This window comes from Pseudomonas sp. A125 (assembly GCF_055409485.1).
In genome coordinates, this window is the sequence record NZ_JBUZVP010000009.1 from 185,885 (window position 1) to 208,415 (window position 22,531).

Genomic DNA, 22,531 nt, shown 5'->3' on the forward strand with positions numbered 1-22,531 from the left:
CCGCTTGCCTTACACTGCGCGCCTATGACCAACATCCCCCACACACAAATCGCCGAACCCGCCGTCACCTGTTCCACCTGCGCCGCGTGCTGCTGCCAGTTGGAAGTGATGCTGATCACCGATACCGGCGTGCCTGATCGCTTTATCGATACCGACGATTGGGGCGGCGAAGTCATGCTGCGCCTGGATGACGGTTGGTGCGCGGCGCTGGATCGCGACACGATGATGTGCACGATTTACGAGAAGCGGCCGCTGATCTGCCGGGAATTCGAGATGGGCGCGCCGGAGTGTATTGACGAGCGCCAGGGGATTGCGACGGTATATCGCTGATTTTGAAACCGATATAGATCAACTGTGGGAGCTGGCTTGCCGGCGATAGCATCAACTCGGTGTAACTGATGCACCGAGGTGCCTGCACCGCTGGCAAGCCAGCTCCTACAGGGGGTTTGCGGTGTTCTTGAGAGTTACAGCGGCATCGTGTAGTGCAGCGAATAGCTCTCGACACCATCGTTATTGCTGCTGATCCCGGCATTGGAATAATGGGTGGCCCGAATGCCCACCTCATGCCCGCCGGCAAAGCGCAGGCCAAAGCCCAGTCGGTCTTCAAACTGGAAAGCCTGGCCGATGTTGTTGTCTTCAAGACGTGTGCGCGAGAACACCGCCACGCCAATCCCCGCTTCGATGTACGGCTTTACCTTTTCCCCGGCAAATTCATACACAAATACCGGCGCGAACGACAGGCTGCTGGCCCCCGCGCGCTCGTCACCTTCCCAATAGGTATAGGCACCGCTCCAGTACCCTGTCAGGCGACCGGTGCTGCTCTGCCACCAGCTTTTGTCCCAATCCGAGGTCAACCCCAACCGATAAGTCATGGTCGAATCGCTCGTGCTCCCCACTCCAAACTCCAGGCCCGCCGCCTGTGCTGTAAAAGAGTGCCCCAACATTGCGGCCGCAATCGCAGCCAAACAGAATAAGCGCTTCATAAGAAACATCCTTTCCGAACGAAGTTGTATGATTTTGTACCGGCTAACTTGCTATAGAAGCTGCCGCGTAGCCAGAAGTTCAGCGGATAAACGCGTTATTTCACGTTTTTTTCACACGCCAAAACTACGCACAACGCCAGGAGATTTCCATAGGGTCGGTAGGATATTTCTTAGATGCTGTGGATCGCCGCTGGTCCAGAACTGAGCAGGCTGCGGATTACCGGTGGCCAGCAGTTCGCGATCACTCAAAAGGCGCTGCAATTGACGCGCTACTGCCGCACCGGTATCGATCAAAATGATCGTCGGCGCGAGCATCTCGGCGAGTAATGGCTTGAGGAAGGGATAGTGGGTACAGCCAAGGATGATGGTGTCGCAACCGGCGGCAATCAGCGGTTCGACGTAGCGTTGCAATAACAGGCGCAGGGCCGGGCTGCCCAGGTCGCCGGTCTCGATCAACTCCACCAGGCCAGGGCATGGCTGGGTGATCACCCGTACATCGGTGGCAAAGCGGTCGAGCAAGGCAGCGAACTTGGCGCTTTGCAGGGTGCCGGTGGTTGCCAGCACGCCGACCACGCCACTGCGGGTCGCGGCGGCGGCGGGTTTAACGGCAGGCTCCATGCCTACCAGCGGCCAGTCGGGGTAGTCCTGGCGCAAGTCAGCGACCGCCGCAACAGTCGCCGTATTGCAGGCAATAACAAAGGCTTTGGCGCCCTTCTCACGGAAAAACTGCGCCACTCGTCGCGAGCGATCAAGGATGAATGCCGGGGTTTTCTCGCCGTAGGGGATGTGCCCGCAATCTGCCACGTACAGCAACGACTCACGTGGCAGCAGGCGCTGGATTTCGTCCAGCACCGACAGGCCGCCGACACCGGAGTCGAACACACCAATCGGCGCGTCCTTAACCATGTTGGCTACCGCACACACTGCAACCGGGGTCGCGCTTGACCCGCAGCTCACGGAACCGCGTGGTCAGCGCGTCAATCAACAACAGCCTTCCTACCAGCGGCTCGCCGAAACCGGCCAGCAACTTCAAGGCTTCCAGGGCTTGCAGGCTGCCGACCAACCCCACCAGCGGGCCGATGACGCCGGCTTCGCTGCAGGTCAGTTCGGCCTCGCTGCCATGCCCATATAAACAGTGGTAGCAGGGGCTTTCGGCGCGGCGCGGGTCAAACACCGACAACTGGCCTTCGAGGCGAATCGCCGCGCCGCTGACCAGCGGCTTGCCGGCAGCGACACACGCAGCGTTGACCGCCTCGCGGGTGGAGAAGTTGTCGCTGCAATCGAGCACCACATCGATTGCCGCCACGGCGGCCGCGAGGGAATCGGCATCCAGCGCGCTGCGATGGGCGAGCAGCAGAATTTCAGGATTGATCGCGCTCAGGCGGCGAATCGCCGAGTCGACCTTGCTCAGGCCGACGCTGTCGGTGTCATGGATGATCTGGCGTTGCAGGTTGGTCAGGTCGACGGTGTCGAAATCCGCCAAATGCAACTCACCCACACCTGCCGCCGCCAGGTACAGCGCCACCGGCGAACCGAGGCCACCGAGCCCGACGATCAGCGCGCGGCTGCTTTTGAGGCGCAACTGGCCTTCGATGTCGACATGCTGCAACAGAATCTGTCGGCTATAGCGCAACAGCTCCTGATCATTCATCACGGGCGGCGCCCCAGGGTGATGCGTTCGTGGCCGCCCAGGTCGATGCGGCTGTGGACGTCTTCGAAGCCCTCGCCCAGCAGCAGGTCGCGTACCGCCGGTGCCTGGTCGTAACCGTGTTCCAGCAACAACCAGCCTGCAGCGTCGAGGTGCGCAGGCGCCTGGGCGATGATCAGCCGCAGGTCGTCCAGGCCGTCGTGCCCGGCCACCAGTGCACTGGCCGGCTCAAAGCGCACATCACCGGCCACCAGGTGAGGGTCGGTGTCGGCTATATACGGTGGGTTGCTGATGATCAGGTTGTAGGTATGGCCTTCGAGGGCGCTGAACCAATGGCTGTTCAGCACCGTGGCGTTATTGAGGTGCAGGCGCTGGCGGTTGCGTTCGGCCAGGGCCACGGCTTCCAGCACGCGGTCGACGGCCGTCACTTGCCAGGCCGGGCGTTCGCTGGCCAGGGCCAGGGCAATCGCGCCGCTGCCGGTGCCCAGGTCGAGGACTTTGGCAGGCGTGGCCGGCAGCAATTCCAGGGCGGCCTCCACCAGCATCTCGGTTTCCGGACGAGGGATCAGCGTGTGCGGAGCCACCTCCAGGTCGAGCTTCCAGAAACCTTGCTGGCCAAGGATGTAGGCCACGGGCTCGCCGGTGCGGCGGCGTTGCAGGTAGTCGGCAAAGGTCAGTGCGGCTTCGCTGCTGACGATTTTTTCTGGCCAGGTGTGCAGGTAGCTGCGGGACTTGCCCAAGGCAGCGGCCAGCAACAATTCCACGTCCAGGCGCGCAGTGGGCGAGTCCGGGAGGTCGGCGGCGCGCAGCAGGCTGGCAATAATGGTCATTTATTCACCTATCGCCGCAAGCTGGTCGGCCTGGTATTCGGCCAACAACGGCTCGATGACCGCATCAACGCCACCGGCAAGAATTTCGTCCAGGGAGTACAGCGTCAGGTTGACGCGGTGGTCGGTGACCCGGCCCTGGGCAAAGTTGTACGTACGGATACGCTCGGAACGGTCGCCCGAACCCACCAGCAACTTGCGCTCGCTGGCAATTGCATTGGCGGCGGCGCTGGTCTGCTGGTCGTTGAGCTTGGCCGACAGCCAGGACATGGCCCGCGCACGGTTCTTGTGCTGGGAACGTTCTTCCTGGCACTCCACCACGATGCCCGAAGGCAAGTGAGTGATACGAATCGCGGAGTCAGTCTTGTTGACGTGCTGGCCACCCGCACCCGATGAGCGGTAGGTGTCGACCCGCAGGTCTGCCGGGTTGATCTCGATGGCTTCCTGCTCGTCCGGCTCGGGCAACACGGCCACGGTGCACGCCGAGGTGTGGATACGGCCCTGGGATTCCGTCGCCGGAACCCGCTGCACACGGTGCACGCCAGACTCGAACTTCAGCTTGCCGTAGACATTCTCGCCTTCAACCCGGGCGATGACTTCTTTATAGCCGCCGTGCTCACCGATGTTCTCGGACAGGATCTCGACGCGCCAGCCACGACGTTCGGCATAGCGCGAATACATGCGGAACAGGTCGCCGGAGAAAATCGCCGCCTCGTCACCGCCGGTGCCGGCGCGGATTTCGAGGAACACGTTGCGCCCGTCGTTGGGGTCCTTGGGCAGCAGCATGCGTTGCAGGTCGCCTTCCAGGTCGATCAGCTTGTCCTTGGCTTCACGCACTTCTTCAACGGCCATTTCGCGCATGTCCGGGTCGCTGTCCTTGAGCAGCGCCTGGGCGCCTTCGAGGTCGGCCTGAACCCTGAGCAACTGGGTATAGGTGCGCACAATCGGTTCAACTTCCGCGTATTCCTTGGAATAGGTGCGGAACTTGGTTTGATCGCAGATGACCTCGCCATCGCCAAGCAAGGCGGTCAGTTCTTCGAAACGGTCCTGAAGGACGTCCAGTTTATTGAGCAGTGACGCTTTCATTGCGGTTTTTTATCCGAAGAGCTTTCTGTCGCGCCCTCACCGAGGGCAAAGAGTTCCTGGGCCATGGCCAGCGCATCGAGGCGGCCTTCAGCGGTAAGCTTTTTCAACTGAACACTGGGAGCGTGCAGCAATTTGTTGGTCAGGCCGCGCGCCAGTTGCATCAGCACGTCTTCGGCGCTGCTGCCGTTGGCGAGCATACGCTGGGCCTTGATCAATTCCTCGTCGCGCAGGCGTTCGCCTTGCTGACGGTAGGCCTTGAGCACGTCTACCGCCGCCAATTCACGCAGGCGCACCATGAAATCGTCGGCGCCGGTGCTGACCATTTCCTCGGCGGCCTGGGCAGCACCCTGGCGACTCTTGAGGTTTTCGGCGACCACTTCGTGCAGGTCGTCGACACTGTAGAGGTAAACGTCGTCCAACTCGCCAACTTCAGGCTCGATATCCCGGGGAACCGCGATATCCACCATAAAGATCGGCTTGTGCTTGCGCAGTTTAAGGGCGCTTTCCACCGCGCCTTTACCGAGGATCGGCAACTGGCTGGCGGTGGAGCTGATGACGATATCGCTGCGCACCAGTTCGGCCGGGATGTCGGAAAGCAACACCGCATGGGCACCGAACTGCTCGGCCAGGATGCTGGCGCGTTCCAGGGTACGGTTGGCGACGACGATGCGCTTCACGCCCAGTTCATGCAGGTGACGGGCGACCAGGGTGATGGTCTCGCCGGCGCCGATCAGCAGGGCCTGGCTGCGTTGCAAGTCACTGAAAATCTGTTTGGCCAGGCTGACCGCGGCAAACGCCACGGACACCGGGTTTTCACCGATGGCGGTGTCGGTGCGCACTTGCTTGGCAGAATTGAAGGTGGCCTGGAACAAGCGCCCCAGCAACGGGCCGATGGTCCCGGCCTCGCGGGCCACGGCGTAGGCCGATTTCATCTGGCCGAGAATCTGCGGTTCGCCCAACACCAGCGAATCCAGCCCGGAAGCGACGCGCATCATGTGACGAACTGCCGCATCCTCTTCGTGCACATATGAGCTTTGGCGCAGCTCATCGAGGCTCAAATGGTGGTAATCGGCCAGCCAGCGCAGCACCACATCCGCTGAGAGATGTTCCTGCTCTATATAGAGCTCGCTGCGATTACAGGTCGAAAGGATCGCAGCTTCGCGACTGTCGGTGAGCCGGCAGAGCTGCTGCAAGGCCTCAACCAACTGCTCGGGCGTAAAAGCCACGCGCTCGCGCACGTCTACAGAAGCAGTCTTGTGGTTAATACCGAGTGCAAGGAAGGCCATTCAATATCGCTGATGATGTCGGGAAGCCGACAATTGTCCTACTTCGAATGATTCAGAACAACCACCGTAGGCTATTGTCCTAGTAGCTTACGCCTATAAAGGCCATCTGTAGGAGCGAGCTTGCTCGCGATGGTCGTAAACGATAACGCTGGCTTACGGGATAAAACGCGTTGTCCTCTGGTTCTTCGCGAGCAAGCTCGCTCCTACACGGTTATGTTTGGCCGAAGGCTTGTGTCATGATGATCCGACCGCAGGTTAGTCGTCCTCTTCCTATATGAATAGATCTTCCGCGTTGCTCCTTGCTTTTGTCTTCCTCAGCGGCTGCCAGGCCATGGCACCCGTGTCGCCGGACGGTACGCCGCCGGTAGAAGACAGCACCCCCGCCCCTGAAAAGCCCAAGGTTTATTCCTCGTTCAGTGAAGAGACGATCTTCAGTCTGTTGAGCGCGGAGCTGGCCGGCCAGCGCAATCGTTTCGACATTGCCCTGGATAACTACGTGACCCAGGCCATTAATACCCAGGATCCGGGGATTTCGGAGCGGGCGTTTCGCATCGCCGAGTACCTGGGCGCCGATCAGGCGGCCCTGGATTCCTCGCTGATCTGGGCGAAAAACGCCCCGGACGATCTCGAGGCGCAACGTGCGGCGGCAATTCAGCTGGCGCGCGCCGGGCGCTATGACGACTCCATGGTGTATATGGAGAAGGTTCTGCAGGGCAAGGGCGACACGCATTTCGACTTTCTCGCGCTGTCGGCTGCCGACACCGATCAGGACACCCGCAACGGCCTGATGAAGAGTTTCGACCGCCTGCTGCAAAAACACCCGAACAACAGCCAGCTGATTTTCGGCAAGGCGCTGTTGCTGCAACAGGACGATGAGCCCGAGGCAGCCCTGAAGCTGCTGGAGCAACACCCGCCGGAGGATGGCGAAATCGCGCCGATCCTGCTGCGTGCCCGCCTGCTGCAAAACCTCAATCGCGGCAAGGAAGCGATTCCCCTGCTGGAAAAAAGCATCAAGAAGTACCCGGGCGACAAGCGCTTGCTGCTGACCTATGCGCGCATGCTGGTTGAACAGGACCGCATGGAAGACGCCAAGGTGCAGTTCGCCAACCTCGTCCAGCAATACCCGGACGATGATGAACTGCGTTATTCCCTGGCGCTGGTGTGCCTGGAAGCCAAGGCATGGGATGAGGCCAAGGGTTACCTGGAAGACTTGATCGCCCGCGACAGCCACGTGGATTCAGCGCACTTGAACCTGGGCCGTATCGCTGAAGAGCGCAACGACCCGCAGGCCGCGCTGCTTGAATACGCCCAGGTCGGCCCCGGCAATGATTACCTGCCGGCGCAACTGCGCCAGGCCGACATCCTGATGAACAACGGCCGCACCGACGAGGCGGAAAAACGCCTGGCTGCCGCACGGGATGCCGAACCGGACTACGCGATTCAGCTGTACCTGATCCAGGCCGAGACCTTGTCGGCCAACAAGCAGGGCGACCGCGCCTGGAAAATCCTCCAGCAAGCCCTGCTGCAATACCCCGACGACCTGAACCTGCTGTACACCCGCGCCATGCAGGCGGAAAAACGCAATGACCTGGCGCAGATGGAAAAAGACCTGCGCCTGATCATCAAGCGTGACCCGGACAACGCCATGGCACTGAACGCCCTGGGTTACACCTTGTCCGACCGTACAACGCGTTACGCCGAAGCCAAGGAGCTGATTGAAAAGGCTCACCAGCTGAACCCGGAAGACCCGGCCGTACTCGACAGCCTCGGCTGGGTGAATTACCGCCTGGGCAACCTGGATGAAGCCGAACGCTTGCTGCGCCAGGCGCTGGAGCGCTTCCCCGACCAGGAAGTGGCCGCGCACCTGGGCGAAGTGCTCTGGGCCAATGGCAAGCAGCGTGAAGCGCGACAAATCTGGGAGAAGTTCCTCAAGGAACAGCCCGAAAGCCCAATCCTGCGCAGCACCATCAAGCGCCTGACCGGATCCGAGACCCTTTAATTCTATGTTTTTGCGCCACGTCATCGTTTTCAGCTTTATCGCCCTGCTCGCCGGCTGTTCGGGCCTTGGCACCCGTGAATCTGTCGAAGGCCCGGGCAACCCGGCGCAATGGCAGCAGCACAAGGATCAACTGAGCAGCCTCGATGGCTGGCAGATTGAAGGCAAGGTCGGTATTCGTGCGCCGAAGGATTCGGGCAGCGGCACCTTGTTCTGGCTGCAACGCCAGGACTACTACGATATTCGCCTGTCTGGCCCGCTGGGCCGTGGTGCCGCGCGCCTGACCGGCCGACCGGGCCAGGTCAGCCTGGAAGTGGCCAACCAGGGCCGCTTTGAGGCCCCGACGCCGGAAGCCCTGCTGGAAGAACAGATGGGCTGGAAACTCCCCGTATCGCATCTGGTGTGGTGGGTGCGCGGCCTTCCCGCACCCGACAGCAAAAGCCGCCTGAGCCTCAATGGCGACAGCCGCCTGGCATCGCTGGAGCAGGATGGCTGGCAGGTCGAGTACCTGAGCTATGTGCAACAGAACGGTTACTGGCTGCCTGAGCGCATCAAGCTGCATGGCACCGACCTTGACGTCACGCTGGTGATCAAGGACTGGCAACCGCGCAAGCTGGGGCAGTGACATGACCACGCAACGGCTGACCCTGCCCTCCCCGGCCAAACTGAATTTGATGCTGCACATTCTCGGTCGCCGTGAAGACGGCTATCACGAGTTGCAGACTATTTTTCAGTTTCTCGACTACGGCGATGAGCTGACTTTCGCCGTTCGCGATGACGGCGTGATTCAACTGCACACCGAATTCGAAGGCGTGCCTCACGACAGCAACCTGATTGTGAGGGCCGCGAAAAAACTTCAGGAACAATCCGGTTGCCCATTGGGCATCGATATCTGGATCGAAAAAATCCTGCCCATGGGCGGCGGCATCGGTGGCGGCAGCTCGAATGCCGCGACGACGTTGCTCGGCTTGAATCACTTGTGGCAACTGGCTTGGGACCACGATCGCCTGGCGGCGCTGGGCCTGACACTGGGTGCGGACGTCCCGGTTTTCGTGCGTGGGCACGCCGCTTTTGCCGAGGGCGTGGGGGAGAAACTCACCCCTGTAGACCCCGAAGAGCCGTGGTATGTCGTGCTTGTTCCGCAAGTATCTGTAAGTACAGCAGAAATTTTTTCAGATCCACTGTTGACACGTAACTCTCCTCCCATTAAAGTGCGCCCCGTTCCCAAGGGAAACAGTCGAAATGACTGCTTACCGGTTGTAGCAAGGCGTTATCCAGATGTACGTAACGCTTTGAATTTGTTAGGTAATTTTACCGAAGCAAAATTAACCGGAACTGGAAGTTGTGTGTTTGGGGGCTTCCCAAGCAAAGCTGAAGCTGATAAAGTCTCGGCCCTTCTTACAGAGACCCTTACAGGGTTTGTAGCAAAGGGAAGCAACGTTTCGATGTTGCATCGCAAGCTGCAAAGTCTGCTCTAAAGGAACCGAGTACTGGGTACTCGTTGCAACAGATACAGGGGCGTCGCCAAGCGGTAAGGCAGCAGGTTTTGATCCTGCCATGCGTTGGTTCGAATCCAGCCGCCCCTGCCATTTTCTATACTCATCCAGGTTACCCTCAGCCTCTAGGTACTGCGCGTGTCCAAGATGATGGTCTTTACGGGGAATGCCAACCCCGATCTGGCTCGGCGTGTTGTACGTCAGCTGCATATCCCTCTCGGTGACATCTCTGTCGGTAAATTCTCCGACGGCGAAATTACAGCCGAGATCAATGAAAACGTCCGCGGTAAAGACGTCTTCATTATTCAGCCGACTTGCGCTCCGACCAACGATAACCTGATGGAACTCGTCGTGATGGCTGATGCCTTCCGCCGCTCCTCAGCGACTCGAATCACAGCTGTAATCCCTTACTTTGGTTATGCCCGTCAGGATCGCCGTCCGCGTTCCGCACGTGTAGCTATCAGCGCGAAAGTCGTTGCTGACATGCTGACCGTGGTAGGTATCGACCGTGTTCTCACGGTTGACCTGCACGCTGACCAAATCCAGGGGTTCTTCGATATTCCGGTAGATAACATCTACGGCTCCCCCGTTCTGGTGGATGACATCGAAGACCAGCGCTTTGAAAACCTGATGATCGTGTCCCCGGACATTGGTGGCGTCGTGCGTGCACGGGCTGTTGCCAAATCCCTGGGCGTTGATCTCGGGATCATCGACAAACGCCGTGAGAAAGCCAATCACTCTGAAGTGATGCATATCATCGGTGATGTCGAAGGGCGTACCTGTATTCTGGTTGATGACATGGTCGACACCGCCGGCACCCTGTGCCACGCGGCGAAAGCCTTGAAAGAGCACGGTGCAGCAAAAGTCTTCGCCTACTGCACACACCCTGTGCTGTCGGGCCGAGCGATCGAGAACATCGAGAACTCAATGCTGGACGAACTGGTGGTGACCAACACCATCCCGTTGTCCGCTGCAGCTCAAGCCTGTTCGCGTATCCGTCAACTGGATATCGCACCGGTAGTCGCCGAAGCGGTTCGCCGCATCAGCAACGAAGAATCGATCAGCGCGATGTTCCGTTAAGGGTCACACCTTAGGCATCAACCTGACGAAAAGCGCCCCGCCCCAGCATTCTGTTGGGGCGGGGCTTTTTTGCCCATATCGCCTTTAGCGCTGGTCGCAAACGCTAGGGCGAATGTGGTTATTTTGGAGATACAACATGAACGATTTTACTTTGAATGCTGAACTGCGTTCCGACCTGGGGAAAGGTGCGAGCCGCCGCCTGCGTCGTCTCGCAAGCCTGGTTCCAGCTGTAGTTTACGGTGGCGACAAAGCCCCTGAATCCATCAGCATGCTGGCCAAAGAAGTTGCCAAACTGCTCGAAAACGACGCGGCCTACAGCCACATCATCGAGCTGAACGTTGGCGGCTCCAAGCAGAACGTCATCATCAAGGCACTGCAACGTCACCCAGCTAAAGGCCACGTGCTGCACGCTGACTTCGTTCGCGTAGTAGCCGGTCAGAAACTGACCGCTATCGTGCCTGTGCACTTCGTTGGTGAAGCTGCTCCGATCAAGAAAGGCGGCGAAATCTCGCACGTTACCGCTGAGATCGAAGTTAGCTGCCTGCCGAAAGACCTGCCTGAGTTCATCGAAGTCGACCTGTCGGCTGCTGAAATCGGCGACATCATCCACCTGTCCGACCTCAAGGCCCCTAAAGGCGTTGAGTTTGTTGCACTGGCTCACGGTGATGACAAAGCTGTTGCAAACGTACACGCTCCACGCGTTGCACCAGAAGCTGAAGAAGGCGCTGCAGAGTAATTTACTCTGTAATGCCGGAGCTTGAGGAAACATCGCGGACCGGAACGTAGCGAGAAAGCGGGCGAGAATGCGAAGTTGGCCTCTAACGGTTGATAAGCGTTTGTCGTCCACTTTCGCCGCACCCACGGCGATGTTATCCACAACTCCAAAGGAAGGGCCCCTGTCGTGACTGCCATTAAACTGATCGTTGGCCTGGGAAATCCAGGCGCCGAATACGAACAGACCCGGCATAACGCGGGGGCCCTTTTTGTTGAGCGCATCGCCGCCGCCCAAGGTGTAAACCTTACGGCCGAGCGCAAATATTTTGGCCTGACCGGGCGCTTTTCGCATCAGGGTCAGGATGTTCGTCTGTTGATTCCCACCACCTACATGAACCGCAGCGGCCAGGCTGTCGCGGCGCTTGCGGGCTTCTTCCGGATCAAACCCGAAGAAATCCTGGTGGCCCATGACGAACTTGACCTGCCACCCGGCGTTGCCAAGCTCAAGCAAGGCGGCGGCCATGGCGGGCATAATGGCCTGCGCGACATCATCGCGCAGTTGGGCAATCAGAATACGTTTTACCGCTTGCGGCTTGGCATTGGCCACCCGGGCGTTGCCAGTATGGTTTCAAATTTCGTCCTGGGTCGTGCGCCACGCGCCGAACAGGAAAAACTCGATGCCAGCATCGATTTTGCCCTCGGCGTGCTGCCGGATATCTTCGCCGGTGAATGGAACCGTGCGATGAAAAACCTGCACAGCCAGAAGGCCTGACTCTTTACCCGAGGGGAAACACCATGGGATTCAATTGCGGCATCGTCGGCCTACCTAACGTCGGCAAGTCCACCCTGTTCAACGCCCTGACCAAATCCGGTATTGCGGCGGAGAACTTCCCCTTCTGCACCATCGAACCGAACACCGGTATCGTGCCGATGCCCGACGTACGCCTGGACGCCCTGGCGGCCATCGTGAATCCAAAGCGCATCCTGCCGACCACCATGGAGTTCGTCGACATCGCAGGCCTGGTAGCCGGCGCCTCGAAAGGTGAAGGCCTGGGCAACAAGTTCCTCGCCAACATCCGTGAGACCGATGCCATCGCTCACGTGGTCCGCTGCTTTGAAGACGAGAACGTGATTCACGTTTCCAACAGCGTCGACCCGAAACGCGACATCGAGATCATCGACCTGGAACTGATCTTCGCCGACCTCGACAGCTGCGAGAAGCAACTGCAAAAGGTCACGCGTAACGCCAAGGGCGGCGACAAAGACGCAGTGGTCCAGAAAGCCTTGCTGGAGCAGCTGATTGCTCACTTCACCCTGGGCAAGCCGGCACGCAGCCTGATGAAGAGCATGAGCGCCGACGAAAAGGCCGTGATCAAGGGCTTCCACCTGCTGACCACCAAGCCGGTGATGTACATCGCCAACGTGGCTGAAGACGGTTTCGAGAACAACCCGCTGCTCGACGTGGTCCTGGCCATTGCCGAAGAAGAAGGCGCCATCGTTGTTCCGGTGTGCAACAAGATCGAAGCGGAAATTGCCGAGCTGGAAGACGGCGAAGAGAAAGACATGTTCCTCGAGGCCCTGGGCCTGGAAGAGCCTGGCTTGAACCGCGTGATCCGTGCCGGCTACGAAATGCTGCACCTGCAGACCTACTTCACCGCCGGTGTTGAAGAAGTACGCGCCTGGACCGTCAAGGTCGGCGCCACAGCCCCGCAAGCCGCTGGTGTGATCCACACCGACTTCGAAAAAGGCTTTATCCGCGCCGAAGTCATCGCCTACAACGACTTCATCCAGTTCAAGGGTGAAGCCGGTGCCAAGGAAGCCGGTAAATGGCGCCTGGAAGGCAAGGAATACATCGTCAAGGATGGCGACGTGATGCACTTCCGTTTTAACGTGTAAGCATCACCTGCGGCCTATGCCGCAAAACAAAAAGCCGATGCCATGCATCGGCTTTTTTGTGGGCGATGGTTCTGCCTGTTAAGCAATACCCTTCCAGCAACATCCATTAACTCTTTTTCCCTGTCAGTACACGCAGCAACGTTAAACGACGCCCTCTGAAAAAGCATATACAGACACAATTCTCGCTAACTTTAAGATTATTCCGGCTTATAACGAGGCAATTTCAAGTAGCGCTTACTTGAATATTCTTTAACGGGCGCACTTCAATTTTTCGCACACGGCAAACATCTACATCACACTTTTTACACTAATGACAAACTGGATCATTTCCGTTTTACTGCCCCTATTCGAAAGGACACCCCGCCCACTGGAGTGACGCGGTAAACAATAGGAGTAACAGCAACATGTCGACCTCCTATCAGCATACGTTTGAAACAGATGACCCGCTGACTGAATGCCCAACTATTGAAACCACTATCAATAATACCGCGGCGTTAAACATCGATATTCTTTTGCTGGGGGAAACCGGCACGGGCAAAGATACCCTCGCTCTGCGCGTACATCGCTTATCTGGGCGAAGGGGGAACTTTGTTGCCGTCAACTGCGCCGCCATTCCGGAAACTCTGGCGGAAAGCCAGCTGTTTGGCGTCAACAGCGGTGCCTACACCGGTGCCATGCAATCACGGGCAGGCTTTGTCGAAGCAGCACACTTGGGTACCTTGTACCTTGACGAAATAGACAGCATGCCACTTGCCCTGCAAGCCAAACTGCTCAGGGTGCTGGAGTCCAGGGGCGTCGAGCGCTTGGGGTCGACACGGTTTATCCCCGTGGACATGCGGGTGATCGCGTCTGCGCAGCACTCGCTGCATGAAATGGTCGAGCAAGGGGGATTCAGGCGCGACTTGTATTTTCGCCTGAACGTGGTCTGTATCAAGCTGCCGCCACTGCGAGAGCGCCGTGACCGGATTATTCCGATGTTCCTCAACATGATCCGCCAAGAGGCGGAGCACTTCGACTGCCCTGCCCTCTGCGCGCCCAGCGCGTTGCTCCAGCAATTACTGTGTCACTCCTGGCTGGGCAACGTGCGCGAACTGCGCTCCACCGCCAAGCGCTTCGTACTGGGCCTGCCGCCTTTTTCAGAACACGCCATTGGCTCAGAACCGCAGTTGAACACCCTGAAAGCACGCTTGCATCAAATCGAAAGGTCGCTGATCGAAGAGTCGTTACGCCGCCACGACTATAACGTGGAGGCCGTCGCCGTTGAGCTGGGGGTTGCCAGACGCACACTCTACTACCGGATGAAACAGCTGGAAATAGTTGCCAAAAGTGACACCCAACAACAAACGCCAATAACGTAACAATTTGAATTATCTACGCCTGCGTTATCAGGAACCGTTCCATTCCCATCTACCACAGAGTGTGTAGCTCACTGTACTGAGAATACCGATAACGTCCTTATTATCCGTATTGATGCTATGCACCGTGAGCCATTTGAACATTCCTGCATACCCTTGGAGTATTTAATTATGACCAGCATTTCCTCAAGTTACCCAAACAGCTTTTTCCCACAAATGAATAACAACTCTTCAGACATGCTTGGTTCCAACAGTCGCCCGAGCGGAGGCATGGAAGATATATTGCAACAATCGCAAGCCGACCAGCTACAGACAGCGGAACAAAACCGACAAGCGCGCAAGGCATCGATGCTCAAAGCCGTCGCCGAGAACTACCGATAAGAACATCACCTCCTCGAGTCACTTATCGAGGAGGTGATTACACCCAGGAACATAGCGGTGGCTTATCGAGAACCGCTGTCGCAAACCACGCCAACCTTCATATTACGTACTAGGTTCTATATGCAAATTAAAGAAGTCTTTGGTTTAGCGCATGGCAGCTCGAACGCCACTTACAAGACACCTGAGGCGTCAGCCCCCAGCAGCGATGTTAGTTTTTTCAGCTCCGCGCTTGAGTCTTCCGCGCAACCAATGGGTGCAGCAGATAGACAGCCCAACTCGAACATCTTGTCGCAGGCCTCAGGCGTGCTGACGGACAGCACGCGGCGTATGTCGAAAAGCCTATTGGCGTTCAGCAAAAAAGATAACGAAAAAGAGATGAGTCAGTACCCCAGCCACCTGTCCAACACGTTGTTGCTGACACACGTTCTAGTGAAGGGTGTTGGCAAAACATCCCAATGCATCGAAAAAATCAGCAACCTGCAGTAGACCGACATGATCGCGCGCCTGCCTGTCGCATTTTTGTTGTCGTTGCTGGTCCTGCTGAGCGGTTGCAGTGACCGCGTCGAACTTCATCGCCAGCTATCTGAACAAGAAGCCAATGAGGTCATCGCGGAGCTGGCCGACAAGCATATTCGAGCCCAAAAAATCCCGGCCAAAGACGGTGTTGTCGTGGCGGTGAATGCAAACGACATCGGTCGTGCCGTGCGCACCCTGGAAGCCGCCGGGCTGCCCAAAGTCGCGCGTACCACCCTGGGGGACACGTTTCGCAAGGAAGGCGTTATCTCAACGCCCTTGGAAGAGCGGGCACGCTACATCTACGCCTTGTCCCAGGAACTGGAGGCCACCTTATCCAACATCGACGGGGTCATCATCGCCCGGGTACACGTCGTGCTGCCCGAGCGCATTGCGCCGGGAGAACCTGTACAACCGGCATCCGCGTCGGTGTTCATCAAGCACGACCCACGGCTTGACCCCGACAATATCCGCGCCCGGGTGCGCAGAATGGTCGCCAGCAGCCTCCCGGGCATGACCACGGCAGTGGATAACTCACAAAAACTCACGGTGACATTCGTACCCGCGACGGCTTATCAGGAACAACAACGCCTGGCCTATTTCGGGCCTTTTCTGATACCCGCCGACGACCTCGGGTTTTGGCGAGCCACGGTTGTATTCTCGCTGGTCGCCCTGGTGTTACTCGTGGTTGCCTTGCTGTTCATGCGCAATCGCCAACAGCAACGCCCGCAAGGGATACCAGCACCTGACGGCTCGACGGCGCGCCCATGACAGCCGGCGCGGATCAGCCGACACATGAGCACCTGGCCTGGGCTCAATGGTGGGCATTTCCCTGGGGTACCTCCCACGAAGATTGGAGGACCGTCGACAAGCACGCCACGATCAATGCGCTTTTTCACAGCCGGCGGCTGGTGGCAGGCACGCCTGGGGGGATTGTCCCCTGCCTGCCTCCAGCACCGCACCCCACGGTGCTGCGGCTGGTGCTCGCCTCGGCGGCGCAGCTCAACCTGATGCTCGTATTGATTCATGGCACCTTCAACTCGGCTGCGGCGGCAACCTTGAGCGACGATCATCACCAGTGGTGCGTGCGTCTTTCCAAGGCTTTGCCCCCTGACATGCTTTTACCCGATGACGATCCGTTGCAGTTGCTGCGCAGTTGGGTAAAACCCGCTACCTGGCAACGTCTTCGGTTGCGCTTTCCGTGTGCGCGAGTGCTCGAAATGGAAACAAGAACCTTCTCCTTCGACAACGGACACAGCCGGCTGAACACCCTTTGGCAAGCCGTTGTGTGGCGCATTACCGCGATGACAAACGAGGCCCCGCCTCCTGACTTTAACGGGCAAGGAAACTAGCCATGCTGCGTCGACAAAAGCTGGCGTTGCACGGGGACGCTCCCGGGCTGCCACACACCTTGATCCCCCGGGAAACCCTTGCGGACTTTGCGCAGGCCAACCAGTTGCTGAGTCGCGCCAACGCCAAGGCAGATGAGCGGTTAAGCCTGGCACAGACGCAGTGTGACGTGCTGCTGGAACAGGCGGCAGGTGAGTTCTGGCAACGCGCCGATGCCCAGCTCAAACGCTGGGAGCGCGACCGCCAGCAGATGTGCGACAGCCTCGAACAGTACGCCACCTCGGTCGTCACCCAGGCAATTCGCAGCCTGCTCGACGAGACGATAGAGCCTAGGCGCCTGGCTGCCCTGATCAAGCAACTGCTGGCCAGCCAGGTCGCGCATGTCCACGCGACACTGCTCTGCCACCCACATGAACTCGATGACGTAAGGCAGTGCCTCGCAAGCCACGGGGTCACGCTCTGGAAGCTCCAGCCGCAAGACACCGTCAAACCACAAACCCTGGTACTGAAAACCGACGAGGGAGACTTTCGTATCGACTGGCGCTCCATGTTCGAGGTTTTTTTGAACAATCCGAGTCAATAAACCAGCCGCATCCAGCCTTAAACACCACCGAAAAAACACGTTATAGACGCTACCGTTTTGCCCCCAACACCACACAAGAAAACCCACAGCAGGAGAATCCTCATGGACTTCAATAACGGTTTTAAACAGCAACTTCTCAGAGAAACCCAGAGCGACAGGCTCAATTACAACGCCGCGGCGAAAGAGGCCGCAAGCACGCCGGAAGACACGAACTTGTTTTACCAACTGATGTTCAAGAGGCACCACTCCGATGTCGCCGTCAATGAACATAGCCGTGTTAACCACATGCTGTTGAAAACCGCCATTGATGGTGTGCAGTAAGTTGAGAGAGGCCTTGACGCGCTGGTTGAGCAGCCACAAGGAGCAGCTCAACCTGTTCGAGGATGATGATGAAATCGTCCTGAGACGCCAGGCCGGCGTGATGCTGCTCAGTGTCCAGTTGACCGGGCATCGGCCGGATAACACGCGGCTGGGAAACTGGACACGCCCGGGACGCGCCAGCCTGAGTCACTTCAAAGGTGCGCTCGCCCAGGCGCCGGCCAACGGCGCACTGTGGCTGCTCCAACGGGTGCCGGCAAACCACGGTCTCGAGCCGCTGCTTGCCGACCTCGAATCCCTGCTCAACCAACGCGACACCTGGCGCGCCATCGTCGCGCGCGTCACGACTCCGATCCGCAGCCCCCTACCGACCTCCCTTCGCATGCTGCCGTCCTAACTCAGAGAATTCTCCATGTATAACAACAACCACGAGCCCAACCGCTTGCGTGCCGACTCGCTTGCCAGCCATACAAAACGAGTCCATTGGCGCTGCCTGATCGTACTGCCCTGGCTGCTGGCGCCGCTGGAAAGCACCTTGGCGGCCGTCCCCAGTGAATGGAAGAACACCGCCTATGCGTATGAGGCCGAGCACAAGCCGCTGCGGGACGTGCTGGAAGACTTCGCCCAGACGTTTGGGACGCAACTGCAAGTCGACGGCCCGCTGGAAGGCAACGTCAATGGCAAGATACGCGCCAATACCCCGCAGTCGCTGCTCGACAGGCTGGGTGTAGAGCATCGCTTCCAGTGGTACCTGTACAACAACACCCTGTACATCAGTACCCTGGACCAACAAGAGTCTGCGCGCCTGGAGGTTTCGTCCGAAACCATCGCTGACCTGAAGCGCGCATTGACCGATATCGGCCTGCTGGACAGTCGTTTCGGCTGGGGTGAACTGCCTGATGACGGCGTCGTGCTGGTCTCCGGGCCCAAGCGCTATATCGAACAGATCAAGCAATTCAGCAGCCAGCGCAAGTCTCCCGAGGAAAAGCAGAGCGTCCTCAGCTACCCGCTGAAGTTCGCCAACGCGGCGGATCGCCAGATTGATTATCGTGGCGAAAAGCTCACCATCCCAGGCGTTGCCAGCATGTTGCGGGGCCTGTTGGAGCCTCGCCCGGCCCCGGCGCTTTCGGGGCTGGGCCCACGCCCCGCCTCCCCATCCCAACCCTCGCCCATAACCCCGGCCATTCCCCGCCTGGGCAACCCGATGCTGGGGCAGATGCTCGGCCAGGCAACGAACCCGGGGCAGTTGGACGCCGCCACGACGCTCTCCCCGCGGGCACCGGTGTCCACCAGCAAAATCCGCGTCGAAGCCGATGTGCGCAACAATGCCATCCTGATCTACGACCTGCCGGAACGCCAGGTGATGTACCGCGAGCTGATCAGCCAGCTCGACGTGGCCCGCAAGCTGGTGGAAATCGATGCGATCATCCTCGACATCGAGCGCACTCAACTGCGGGAATTCGGGGTCAACTGGGGTTTCCAGAACAGCCGCTTCCGTGGCGGCGTGAATATGGCGCCCGGCACCTCATCGCAGCTGTCGATCGAAAACCGCGACCGTTTTTATGCCGACGTGCGCGCACTGGAGCAACGTGGCCTGGCGACCATGGTGTCCAACCCCTCGGTCCTGACCCTGGAAAACCAACCGGCGGTCATTGACTTCAACCGCACCCAGTACCTCACTGCCGGCACAGAAGTGGCGACTGTCCTGCCGATTACCGTGGGCACCAGCTTCCAGGTAGTACCCAGGGTGATCACCACCCGCGGCAACCACCAGATCCATCTGGTGGTGGATATCGAGGACGGCAATTTCGACGAGTCCAACCCCGAGCGCATCGGCCCCGACGTACGCCGGGACAAGGTCAGCACCCAGGCCGTGATGGCAGAGAAACGCTCACTGGTGGTCGGTGGGTTCCATGTCACCGAAAGCACCGACAAGCAGAACAAGGTGCCGTTGCTGGGGGACATCCCGCTGCTGGGCAAGGCCCTGTTTTCCTCTACCGAGCGCCAGAACAACCGGCGCGAACGCTTGTTTATCCTGACACCCCGGGTGATCGGCGATCAGGCCGACCCTTCGCGTTACCTGCCCCAGGCAGACCAGGCCGAACTGCAGGCCGCACTCAAACCACTGGCCAGGCGTTATGCCGAGCATCAACCGGTGATCAAGCGCAGCGACATCACCAGCACCCTGGCTCACCTCGTCACCGGGCAAGTGCCCACAGCCTTCAAGGCGGCGCCGATGCCCCTGGGCCTGAACACCTTGTGCGGCACCCGAGACCTACTGGCACTGAACACCGAGCGCAGCCAGTGGTATGCCGGCCCGCAGTTCAACGTAGCCGTGGTGGTGGTGCGCAACCAGTTCAACCGCAACGTACGCATCGATGAAAAAGAATGCAGTAACGCCCAGACCCTGGCGGTCAGCGTCTGGCCACAGGCCTGGCTCAAGCCGGGCGAGGAGGCCGAAGTGTTCATTGCCATGCGCCCTGTGATCAAGGATGAGCACATTGGCGTCACCCGCCCCTCCCTGCTCACCCCTGCCCGGAATAACGCCCAATGAACCCTCGACTGTCCTGCGTCACCCTGATCGGCCTGGCCCTGCTAATCGGCGCCTGCACACCCACGTGCAAGGGCGACTCCTGCTCACGCCCTCAATCGAGCGCCGATAAGCTGGTGGTCTGGTGGCCGCCGCAGATGCGCGCCGAACCTGGCCCGGCCGGAGAGCGGGCGGATTACCAGACGGTTTCACTGGAGCGATGAACGCCATGGGATCGCCGGACGATGATGCCCATCGCCAGGTATTCCTGGACAACCTGCTGGGCGGCCATGCCGCCCAGTTGTCGCTTGGCCCGGGCGTTGGCCTGTGCCCCTTGAACGCCGGCACCCAACTCGGGCTGGCCTTGCAGATCCAGCCAGAGGCGTTGCACGCCGGGCAACTGGAGCGGGTGCTGGAGCGGCGTTTCGAGCAAGCGCTGGCATTCGATGGCTGCTATGTCTACGTTGATGCCAAGGGTGCCGTGGTGGTCTGGCATGCGCTGCCAGCGCAGCCGGCAGCAGGCAATGCACTGGATAACATCATCAGCACGCTGCTTTCACTGGCCAACCTCCAGGCGCTGGATGTACACCGCTACCGCTAACGCTGCGCGAGCTCGGGGAATGCCAGGGTTTCGCGCTTGGCCTCTTCGTCGAGTTCACGCAAGGTGCGGTAGAGGAATGCCACCGCCTGCAACGTCTCCCGTGGAATGCTCGCCCCAGGTTTTTTCTCATACAGCGTACGTGCCAGCCAGACACACTGGACCACCGGCACATCGGCGGCCTTGGCCCGGTCAATCAGTTTGCGCGCCTCGGCGTCCGTGCCCTTGTCCACCAGCAGCGGCAGCGGCGTTTTACCCGGGCGGTAGTACAGCGCGACGGCATAGTGCGTCGGGTTGACCACCAGCATGTCGGACTCCTCCAGCTTGGGCAGCTTGACCTTCGGTTCCTCCTGGGCCAATTGCTGGGCCAACGCGCGGCGTTGCCCCTTGACTTGAGGGTCGCCCTCCATGTCCTTGTACTCCTTGACCACCTCCACCTGCGTCATCCGCATGCTCTTGGCAAAGAAGTGCTTTTGCAACGCCATGTCGATCAGCGCCAGCACCAGCAGCAAGCCCAGGCAAGCGTGCAGCAGGTAACGGAACAAGATGATCAACGCGAGGATATAACTCTGCAGGTCACTGCTGGCCAGGTTGATCAAGGCGCCCAGTGACGGGCCGATCACCACGTACAAGATCAACCCAAGCATCAGCGCCTTGGCCAGGCCCATCAACAGGTTCATCACCGACTTGGCAGAAAACATCTGCTTGGCCTGACTCAGAGGGTTGAGACGACTGAAATTCAGCTTCAGGCTTTCCGGTGCAAACAGGAAGCCGAACTGTATCCAGCCGCTGATCAACTTCACGGCAATCGCCAACCCGGCCATCAGCAGGGCAAAGGAGAAAAACACGATCAGGCCTTGCGTCAACACCTCCTCCAGCGCCCGCACAAAGGGCTGCCCGAAGCGGGACATGGGCATCACCAGTAATTCCTGGAAGCGCTGCATGCTGGTTTCAGCGGTGAACAAGGCGATTTCGCTGAGCACCGTCAGCACCAGTAATTTGCCGATGTCCTGGCTTTGGGCGACCTGGCCTTTCTTGCGCTGATCCCTGAGTTTCTTGGGCGTGGCCGCGTGTTTTTTCTCACCCGAGTCACTCATGCCCCGCGCCCCTGAACATCAAGCCGAGGGCGTGCTTGAGGTCGCCCAACTGCGCCATGCGTTCGACGATCAAGTCCTGCAACAACGGAAAGTACAGCAACAGGATCCCCAGCCCTACCAGGCTCTTGACCGGCGTTGCCAGGGTTGAGACTTGCAGTTGCGGGCTGTAAAGGCCCAGCAGCGCAAAGCCAAACTCCAAAAACAACAGCACCGCAATAAAAGGCGCGGCGTACAGCATCATGTGGGTAAACGTATCGCCCAAAAGCCCAAGGAACACACTCAAACCGTTGGCTGCCGGCAGCGGAAACCAGGCGGTGGCCGGCCAGACCAGGTAGCTGTCCCAAATCACCTGGGTCAGCACGCTCAGGCCCAGGACCGCGATCAACAGGTAGATCACCAACTGCTTGAACAAGTGCCCGATGGGGGTCGCGTCCGGGCCGAGGGAAGGGTTGAGTTGGCCACCCGCCAGGGCGCCGCGCTGGTTGTCCAGCAGCGCCCCCACCGACTCGAACATCCAGAACGGCATGGCCAACAGGACGCCCAGCAAAAACCCCAGGGCGGCTTCCTTGAGTACCAGGCCGCTGATCATCAGCGCGGAGTAATCCTGGCCGGCCAGCACGGCATGGATGCCGGGCGCAGGAATCAACGCCATGACCATTACGATCACGTGCCGGGGCATACCGCGCAGGTGCTGGAAACAGAACGCCGGCACCAGAAAGGCACACGGGTAAATACGCGCCATGGCCACCAGCAGGCTCGGCAAAAATTCGAGATAAAGCAGCAAGCGTGTTCCC

The 22,531-nt window shown here is 59.2% G+C and carries 27 protein-coding genes and 1 tRNA gene; 20 read left to right on the top strand and 8 right to left on the bottom strand.

What is annotated here, in order from left to right; translation table 11 throughout:
• The first annotated feature begins 24 nt into the window (after positions 1-24).
• Positions 25-330: a YkgJ family cysteine cluster protein gene (locus tag ACZRN6_RS14795; RefSeq protein ID WP_003208416.1), complete on the top strand. Its 306-nt coding sequence runs from the start codon at positions 25-27 to the stop codon at positions 328-330.
• 134 nt (positions 331-464) lie between these two features.
• Here the strand turns inward: ACZRN6_RS14795 and ACZRN6_RS14800 are convergent, their stop codons facing one another.
• The 6 genes from ACZRN6_RS14800 to hemA form a co-directional block, all read right to left on the bottom strand.
• A complete protein-coding gene (locus ACZRN6_RS14800) occupies positions 465-983 on the bottom strand; it encodes an acyloxyacyl hydrolase (protein ID WP_322143252.1) in 519 nt (172 codons plus the stop codon).
• A 111-nt stretch (positions 984-1,094) separates the two neighbouring features.
• Positions 1,095-1,889 (bottom strand): glutamate racemase, encoded by a 795-nt coding sequence (murI, locus tag ACZRN6_RS14805; protein ID WP_322143251.1) that lies wholly within the window; start codon positions 1,887-1,889, stop codon positions 1,095-1,097.
• A complete protein-coding gene (locus ACZRN6_RS14810) occupies positions 1,882-2,637 on the bottom strand; it encodes a molybdopterin-synthase adenylyltransferase MoeB (RefSeq protein WP_464008286.1) in 756 nt (251 codons plus the stop codon). The genes murI and ACZRN6_RS14810 overlap by 8 nt, the downstream gene beginning before the upstream one ends.
• Positions 2,634-3,461 carry a peptide chain release factor N(5)-glutamine methyltransferase gene (prmC, locus tag ACZRN6_RS14815; RefSeq protein WP_322143249.1) on the bottom strand — a complete coding sequence of 276 codons (828 nt, stop codon included), beginning with the start codon at positions 3,459-3,461 and terminating at the stop codon, positions 2,634-2,636. The genes ACZRN6_RS14810 and prmC overlap by 4 nt, the downstream gene beginning before the upstream one ends.
• A complete protein-coding gene (gene prfA / locus ACZRN6_RS14820) occupies positions 3,462-4,544 on the bottom strand; it encodes a peptide chain release factor 1 (RefSeq protein ID WP_322143248.1) in 1,083 nt (360 codons plus the stop codon). It lies immediately after the preceding gene.
• Complete coding sequence (gene hemA, locus ACZRN6_RS14825) at positions 4,541-5,830, bottom strand: glutamyl-tRNA reductase (protein ID WP_008432265.1); 1,290 nt, start codon at positions 5,828-5,830, stop codon at positions 4,541-4,543. The genes prfA and hemA overlap by 4 nt, the downstream gene beginning before the upstream one ends.
• 274 nt (positions 5,831-6,104) lie before the next feature.
• Between hemA and ACZRN6_RS14830 the strand changes: the two genes are divergently transcribed.
• From ACZRN6_RS14830 to ACZRN6_RS14920, 19 genes are all read left to right on the top strand, one after another.
• A complete protein-coding gene (locus ACZRN6_RS14830) occupies positions 6,105-7,829 on the top strand; it encodes a tetratricopeptide repeat protein (protein ID WP_322143247.1) in 1,725 nt (574 codons plus the stop codon).
• A 4-nt stretch (positions 7,830-7,833) separates the two neighbouring features.
• The gene (gene lolB / locus ACZRN6_RS14835; RefSeq protein ID WP_063033130.1) at positions 7,834-8,451 is read left to right on the top strand and encodes a lipoprotein insertase outer membrane protein LolB; all 618 of its coding nucleotides are present in this window, start codon (positions 7,834-7,836) and stop codon (positions 8,449-8,451) included.
• A 1-nt stretch (position 8,452) separates the two neighbouring features.
• Positions 8,453-9,304, top strand: coding sequence for a 4-(cytidine 5'-diphospho)-2-C-methyl-D-erythritol kinase (gene ispE, locus ACZRN6_RS14840; protein WP_464008287.1), 852 nt, complete (start codon positions 8,453-8,455; stop codon positions 9,302-9,304).
• Between the two features lie 36 nt (positions 9,305-9,340).
• Positions 9,341-9,415: transfer RNA gene (locus ACZRN6_RS14845), tRNA-Gln, on the top strand.
• Positions 9,416-9,460: 45 nt separating this feature from the next.
• The gene (locus ACZRN6_RS14850; RefSeq protein WP_003208392.1) at positions 9,461-10,402 is read left to right on the top strand and encodes a ribose-phosphate pyrophosphokinase; all 942 of its coding nucleotides are present in this window, start codon (positions 9,461-9,463) and stop codon (positions 10,400-10,402) included.
• 136 nt (positions 10,403-10,538) lie between these two features.
• On the top strand, positions 10,539-11,138 hold the full coding sequence (locus tag ACZRN6_RS14855) for a 50S ribosomal protein L25/general stress protein Ctc (RefSeq protein WP_322143245.1): 600 nt from the start codon (positions 10,539-10,541) through the stop codon (positions 11,136-11,138).
• 165 nt (positions 11,139-11,303) lie between these two features.
• On the top strand, positions 11,304-11,888 hold the full coding sequence (gene pth, locus ACZRN6_RS14860) for an aminoacyl-tRNA hydrolase (protein WP_322143244.1): 585 nt from the start codon (positions 11,304-11,306) through the stop codon (positions 11,886-11,888).
• Between the two features lie 23 nt (positions 11,889-11,911).
• The gene (ychF, locus tag ACZRN6_RS14865) at positions 11,912-13,012 is read left to right on the top strand and encodes a redox-regulated ATPase YchF (protein ID WP_322143243.1); all 1,101 of its coding nucleotides are present in this window, start codon (positions 11,912-11,914) and stop codon (positions 13,010-13,012) included.
• A 404-nt stretch (positions 13,013-13,416) separates the two neighbouring features.
• Positions 13,417-14,370: a sigma 54-interacting transcriptional regulator gene (locus tag ACZRN6_RS14870; protein ID WP_322143242.1), complete on the top strand. Its 954-nt coding sequence runs from the start codon at positions 13,417-13,419 to the stop codon at positions 14,368-14,370.
• A 168-nt stretch (positions 14,371-14,538) separates the two neighbouring features.
• Positions 14,539-14,748 (top strand): hypothetical protein, encoded by a 210-nt coding sequence (locus tag ACZRN6_RS14875; protein WP_464008288.1) that lies wholly within the window; start codon positions 14,539-14,541, stop codon positions 14,746-14,748.
• Between the two features lie 57 nt (positions 14,749-14,805).
• A complete protein-coding gene (locus ACZRN6_RS14880; RefSeq protein ID WP_464008289.1) occupies positions 14,806-15,234 on the top strand; it encodes a hypothetical protein in 429 nt (142 codons plus the stop codon).
• A 6-nt stretch (positions 15,235-15,240) separates the two neighbouring features.
• A complete protein-coding gene (gene sctJ, locus ACZRN6_RS14885; RefSeq protein ID WP_322143239.1) occupies positions 15,241-16,032 on the top strand; it encodes a type III secretion system inner membrane ring lipoprotein SctJ in 792 nt (263 codons plus the stop codon).
• Positions 16,029-16,613 carry a type III secretion protein gene (locus tag ACZRN6_RS14890; protein ID WP_464008290.1) on the top strand — a complete coding sequence of 195 codons (585 nt, stop codon included), beginning with the start codon at positions 16,029-16,031 and terminating at the stop codon, positions 16,611-16,613. Before sctJ ends, ACZRN6_RS14890 begins: the two co-directional genes overlap by 4 nt.
• A 2-nt stretch (positions 16,614-16,615) precedes the next feature.
• Positions 16,616-17,194, top strand: coding sequence for a type III secretion system stator protein SctL (sctL, locus tag ACZRN6_RS14895; protein ID WP_322143237.1), 579 nt, complete (start codon positions 16,616-16,618; stop codon positions 17,192-17,194).
• Positions 17,195-17,296: 102 nt separating this feature from the next.
• Complete coding sequence (locus tag ACZRN6_RS14900; protein WP_322143236.1) at positions 17,297-17,515, top strand: hypothetical protein; 219 nt, start codon at positions 17,297-17,299, stop codon at positions 17,513-17,515.
• 13 nt (positions 17,516-17,528) lie between these two features.
• The gene (locus ACZRN6_RS14905) at positions 17,529-17,909 is read left to right on the top strand and encodes a type III secretion protein (protein ID WP_464008291.1); all 381 of its coding nucleotides are present in this window, start codon (positions 17,529-17,531) and stop codon (positions 17,907-17,909) included.
• 15 nt (positions 17,910-17,924) lie between these two features.
• The gene (sctC, locus tag ACZRN6_RS14910; RefSeq protein WP_464008292.1) at positions 17,925-20,066 is read left to right on the top strand and encodes a type III secretion system outer membrane ring subunit SctC; all 2,142 of its coding nucleotides are present in this window, start codon (positions 17,925-17,927) and stop codon (positions 20,064-20,066) included.
• Positions 20,063-20,266 (top strand): HrpT family type III secretion system protein, encoded by a 204-nt coding sequence (gene hrpT, locus ACZRN6_RS14915; RefSeq protein WP_322143233.1) that lies wholly within the window; start codon positions 20,063-20,065, stop codon positions 20,264-20,266. The genes sctC and hrpT overlap by 4 nt, the downstream gene beginning before the upstream one ends.
• On the top strand, positions 20,263-20,643 hold the full coding sequence (locus tag ACZRN6_RS14920; protein ID WP_464008293.1) for a transcriptional regulator: 381 nt from the start codon (positions 20,263-20,265) through the stop codon (positions 20,641-20,643). Before hrpT ends, ACZRN6_RS14920 begins: the two co-directional genes overlap by 4 nt.
• Here ACZRN6_RS14920 and sctU read toward each other — a convergent pair.
• Positions 20,640-21,737 carry a type III secretion system export apparatus subunit SctU gene (gene sctU / locus ACZRN6_RS14925; protein WP_464008294.1) on the bottom strand — a complete coding sequence of 366 codons (1,098 nt, stop codon included), beginning with the start codon at positions 21,735-21,737 and terminating at the stop codon, positions 20,640-20,642. The genes ACZRN6_RS14920 and sctU overlap by 4 nt on opposite strands.
• Positions 21,730-22,521: a type III secretion system export apparatus subunit SctT gene (gene sctT, locus ACZRN6_RS14930; RefSeq protein ID WP_464008295.1), complete on the bottom strand. Its 792-nt coding sequence runs from the start codon at positions 22,519-22,521 to the stop codon at positions 21,730-21,732. Before sctT ends, sctU begins: the two co-directional genes overlap by 8 nt.
• Positions 22,522-22,531: the final 10 nt, after the last annotated feature.